Here is a 4,577-nt window from a genome sequence, read left to right as displayed (position 1 = left end):
CGCCCCGCTCTTTCATACCCTGGCGTCGAACGGCGAGTACGTCGGCGTCGAGGGCGTCGCCTGGATGTCGAGCTGCAGCGCGCTGATCAGCATCTGCGTCCCGATCATGAGCGGGAGCGCCGCGAGCATGACCGTGGCTGCGGTCGCCACGACCGAGCTCGCGATCTGGAACATCACCCAGACGGCGATGCCGAGCCCGACGACGAAAAGCAGCAGGCCCATGAACAGCAGAAGCGCGATGGGGGAGAAGGACCACAGCACGTAGCGGTACCAGATCCGCGACCAGTAGCCGACCGTCAACCGGTGCAGAAGCTCGGGGACGACCTTGCTCAAGCGGATGCTGGAGACCTCGTCGCCGTACACCGCGGGAATGGGCACGTCGGTCGCCGGAACCTGGAGGATGTTCAGGTGGATGAGCAGATCGTTCTCGAAGCTGTAGCGTTTCGCGACGCGCTCGAGCGGCACCCGTGCGAGAGCCTCGGTGCGGATCGCCGTGTACCCGTTCTGCGGATCGAAGAGGTTCCAGTAGCCGGACGCCAGCTTCGTGAAGAAGGAGAGCACGACGTTGCCGAACACTCGATACCCCGGCATGCCGCGGAACGACTCGGGGGAGTAGAAGCGGTTGGCCTTGGCGAACCCGAAGCCGCCGTCCGTGACCTTGTCCAGCAGTGTGGGCAGGTAATCGGGGTCCATCTGCGCATCGCCCGCCATCACGACGTTGACATCCGCGCCCAGGTCCATCGCGGTCCGGTGCGCGGTGATGATCGCACCGCCGACGCCCTGGTTCTCCTCATGACGGATCAGCGTCACGCGGGGATCCTCGATGCTGCGGACGACGTCGCTGGTCCCGTCCGGGCTGCAGTCGTCGACGATCACGATGTGATCGACGTAGTCCGGCATCGTCTGGATGACCTTCGCGATCATCTTCTCTTCTTTGTACGCGGGGACGACGGCCGCGATGACCGCATTCTTATACATCCGAACTCCGAGCCGGTGGATTGGTGAACACCCAGTAACGATAGGCGAAGTAGTTCCAGACGGTGGTCGCGATCACGGCGAGCACCTTGCCGACGAACCATCCGCCACCGAGCGAGTCGACGAACCACACGATCGCCGTCGTCGCGATCGTGTTGAAGATCACCAGCGCGGTGTACCGGGCGACGCTGGGCACGACCTTCGAATCGGAGGCGAACGCGACGACCCGCTGCAGCGTGTAGGTGACGGCGAACGAAGCGAGGAAGGCGACGGGGGTGGCGATGGCGAGCGGCACGCCGAGGAGGTCGTGAGCGATCCAGAGCAATCCGGCATCGACCAGGAAGCAGAATCCGCCGATGACGAGGTAGCGAACCGCGCTGTGGCTCCAGATGCGGCGCACGGCACCGCCGACTCGATTCGGCATGGTTCCAGTCTCTCAGACGACACGCGCAGGTTCGGGCACTCGCCGCCGATACGATTGGTGCATGGATCTTCTCGTCGTCGGGTCGGGTTTCTTCGGCCTCACCATCGCTGAGCGCGCCGCTGAAGCCGGCCGCAAGGTAACCGTCATCGACCGCCGCCCTCACATCGGCGGCAACGCCTACAGCGAGGCGGAGCCCGAGACCGGCATCGAGGTCCACCGCTACGGTGCGCACCTCTTCCACACCTCGAACGCGACGGTGTGGGAGTACGTCAACCGCTTCACCAGCTTCACGAACTACGTCCACCGCGTCTACACGACGCACAAGGGCACGGTCTTCCCGATGCCGGTGAACCTCGGCACGATCAATCAGTTCTTCCAGTCGGCGTACACGCCCGACCAGGCGCGTGCACTGGTCAAGGAGCAGGCGGGCGAGTTCGATGCCAAGACGGCCGCGAACTTCGAGGAGAAGGGCATCGCCCTCGTCGGGCGCCCCCTTTTCGAGGCCTTCTTCCGCGACTACACCGCGAAGCAGTGGCAGACCGATCCGCAGAAGCTCTCGGGCGACATCATCAGCCGCCTTCCCGTGCGCTACACGTACGACAACCGCTACTTCAACGACACCTGGGAGGGCCTTCCCACCGACGGCTACACCGCGTGGCTGGAGCGCATGGCGGACCACCCCAACATCGAGGTCAAACTCGGCGTCGACTACTTCGACGACGCGCAGCCGCTCAGCAAGAAGGCGACCGTCGGTCAACTCCCGGTCGTCTACACCGGACCGGTCGACCGCTACTTCGACTACACCGAGGGGGCGCTGAGCTGGCGGACGCTCGACTTCGAACAGGAAGTGCTGAACGTGGGCGACTTCCAGGGCACGAGCGTCATGAACTACCCGGACATGGATGTGCCGTACACCCGCATCCACGAGTTCAAGCACTTCCACCCGGAGCGCAAGGACGTCTACGCGCAGGACAAGACGGTGATCATGCGCGAGTTCTCGCGTTTCGCCGAGCGCGAGGACGAGCCGTACTACCCGGTGAACACCCCGGCCGACCGGGAAGGGCTGCTGGCCTACCGCGAACTCGCCAAGGGGGAGAAGGCGGTCCATTTCGGCGGCCGGCTCGGTACGTACCAGTACCTCGACATGCACATGGCCATCGGCTCGGCGCTGTCGCTCTGGAACAACACTCTCTCCTAGACTCGACATCGTGAGTCACGCTGCTGTCGGGGCGCCCGGGACGCCCCGGCGCTATCTGCATTCGTTGTGGCTGCTGTCCGCCCGCGACCTGAAGGTCCGGTACGCGACGAGCTCCCTCGGCTACCTGTGGTCGATCCTCGATCCGCTCGTCATGAGCGCGATCTACTGGTTCGTCTTCACGCAGGTCTTCAACAGGAGCGTCGGCGAAGATCCGTACATCGTCTTCCTCATCGTCGCGTTGCTGCCCTGGGTGTGGTTCAACACCTCGGTGTCCGACTTCACCCGGGCGTTCAAGAAGGACGCGCGGCTCGTGCGGTCCACGGCGATCCCGCGCTCGATCTGGGTGAACCGCATCGTGCTCAGCAAGGGGATCGAGTTCCTGCTCTCGATTCCGGTGCTCGTCCTCTTCGCCGTGTTCAGCGGCGCTCATGTGAACTGGATGCTGCTCTGGTTTCCGGTCGCGGTACTCCTGCAGATCATGCTGCTGGTCGGACTCGGGCTCCTGGTCGCCCCGCTCTGCGTGCTGTACTCGGATCTCGAGCGCACCACCGCGCTGATTCTCCGCGCCCTGTTCTACGCGTCGCCCGTCATCTACAGCTTCCGTGATCTCCCGGCGCCTTTCGACACCATCGGGGCGTTCAACCCGCTCGCGGGCATCTTCACGCTCTACCGGGTCGGTTTCTTCCCCGACCTGTGGCAGACCGCGCCGGTGGTCATCAGTGCCGTGATGTGCATCGTCATCCTCGCTCTCGGTGTGTGGACCTTCCGGAGCCTCGAACGACCTGTGCTGAAGGAGCTGTGATGTCGGCGGCGATCGAAGTGCAGGGTCTCGGAGTCCGGTTCCGCCGGAACCGGAGGGGCCGACGCAGTTTCAAGGACCTCTTCTCCGGTTCCTCGCGACGTTCGCGTCCCGGTGAGTTCTGGGCGCTCCGTGATGTGTCCTTCACTGTGCAACCGGGGGAATCGATCGGCGTGGTGGGACGCAACGGGCAGGGCAAATCCACGCTGCTCCGCCTGGTCGCCAAGGTTCTGCTCCCCGACGAGGGGACCGTCTCCGTGAACGGCGGCGTCGCCCCCCTGATCGAGATCACCGGCGGATTCGTGGGCGACCTCACCGTGCGTGAGAACGTGCGGCTGACGGCCGGCCTGCACGGGATGTCCCGCGACGAGGTATCCCGTCGCTACGACGACATCATCGCGTTCGCGGAGCTCGCCGGCTTCGAGGAGACGCCCTACAAGCACCTCTCGAACGGCATGAAGGTCCGGCTCGCGTTCTCCGTCGTGTCCCAGCTCGACGAACCGATCCTGCTGGTGGACGAGGTGCTCGCCGTCGGCGACAAGGCCTTCCGCGACAAGTGCTACAAGCGCATCGACGAGCTGCTGGCCGAGGGACGGACGCTGTTCTTCGTCAGCCACAACGAGCGCGATCTCCGACGGTTCTGCACCCGCGGACTCTACCTCGACAAGGGCGCGCTGGCGCTGGATGCGCCGATCGCCGAGGTGCTGGACCGCTACAACGCCGACTACGCGGTGTAGCGATCAGCGCTTCGACGAGCTGATCGACGGTCCGCTCAGAGACCCACCAGGCTCCGGAGGGCGGTGACGGACTTCCGTGCCGCATCCACGGCAGCGGGGACACCGGAATCGTTCGTGATCGCCGCCTGGAGTTGCGTGAGACGCTGGGCGTAATCCGTCACACCGTCGTACCACTTCGAGGCGATGGATGAAGGCGCCTGCGCATCCGACAGTCGCTGCGCGTCCTGCTGCAGCGTGTCGACGACGGGGAGGGCGTCCTGCCCGCTGGCGCCCGCGATGATGTCGAGCCCGCGGGGTGCGGAGTTCAGCCATCCGCTCACCTGTCCGCGGAACACCTCGACGGTGGGATCGGTCGCGGGCGGAGGAGTGAGGGCCGGTGTCGGCTCCGGCTCGGGAGCAGCGGTGGCTGTCGGCGTGGGCGTCGGTGTCGGCGTCGGTGTCGAC

The 4,577-nt window shown here is 65.2% G+C and carries 6 protein-coding genes; 3 read left to right on the top strand and 3 right to left on the bottom strand.

Features of this window, described 5'->3' with window-relative positions; translation table 11 throughout:
* Positions 1-12: 12 nt before the first annotated feature.
* Positions 13-978, bottom strand: a complete 966-nt coding sequence (locus tag ACNPM4_RS04800; RefSeq protein WP_051662319.1) for a glycosyltransferase family 2 protein — start codon at positions 976-978, stop codon at positions 13-15.
* Positions 971-1,399 carry a GtrA family protein gene (locus ACNPM4_RS04795; RefSeq protein ID WP_372467181.1) on the bottom strand — a complete coding sequence of 143 codons (429 nt, stop codon included), beginning with the start codon at positions 1,397-1,399 and terminating at the stop codon, positions 971-973. Before ACNPM4_RS04795 ends, ACNPM4_RS04800 begins: the two co-directional genes overlap by 8 nt.
* 61 nt (positions 1,400-1,460) lie before the next feature.
* On the opposite strand from ACNPM4_RS04795, the gene glf reads away from it, so the two are divergent.
* From glf to ACNPM4_RS04780, 3 genes are read left to right on the top strand one after another with little or no spacing between them, the layout of a single operon-like run.
* Positions 1,461-2,597, top strand: a complete 1,137-nt coding sequence (gene glf, locus ACNPM4_RS04790; RefSeq protein WP_029261992.1) for a UDP-galactopyranose mutase — start codon at positions 1,461-1,463, stop codon at positions 2,595-2,597.
* 10 nt (positions 2,598-2,607) lie between these two features.
* Positions 2,608-3,399: an ABC transporter permease gene (locus ACNPM4_RS04785; RefSeq protein WP_029261991.1), complete on the top strand. Its 792-nt coding sequence runs from the start codon at positions 2,608-2,610 to the stop codon at positions 3,397-3,399.
* Complete coding sequence (locus ACNPM4_RS04780) at positions 3,399-4,133, top strand: ABC transporter ATP-binding protein (protein WP_029261990.1); 735 nt, start codon at positions 3,399-3,401, stop codon at positions 4,131-4,133. The genes ACNPM4_RS04785 and ACNPM4_RS04780 overlap by 1 nt, the downstream gene beginning before the upstream one ends.
* 35 nt (positions 4,134-4,168) lie before the next feature.
* Here the strand turns inward: ACNPM4_RS04780 and ACNPM4_RS04775 are convergent.
* The coding region (locus ACNPM4_RS04775) for a hypothetical protein (RefSeq protein ID WP_448984872.1) at positions 4,169-4,577 on the bottom strand (409 nt) is incomplete at its 5' end.

It is taken from the genome of Microbacterium umsixpiens (assembly GCF_053543675.1).
This window is presented reverse-complemented; position numbering and strand designations above follow the sequence as displayed.

Coding starts and splice junctions, on each gene's coding strand:
- ACNPM4_RS04795 (WP_372467181.1), bottom strand. CDS start 1,399: ATGCCGAATCGAGTCGGCGGTGCCGTGCGCCGCATCTGGAGCCACAGC.
- ACNPM4_RS04800 (WP_051662319.1), bottom strand. CDS start 978: ATGTATAAGAATGCGGTCATCGCGGCCGTCGTCCCCGCGTACAAAGAA.
- ACNPM4_RS04780 (WP_029261990.1), top strand. CDS start 3,399: ATGTCGGCGGCGATCGAAGTGCAGGGTCTCGGAGTCCGGTTCCGCCGG.
- glf (WP_029261992.1), top strand. CDS start 1,461: ATGGATCTTCTCGTCGTCGGGTCGGGTTTCTTCGGCCTCACCATCGCT.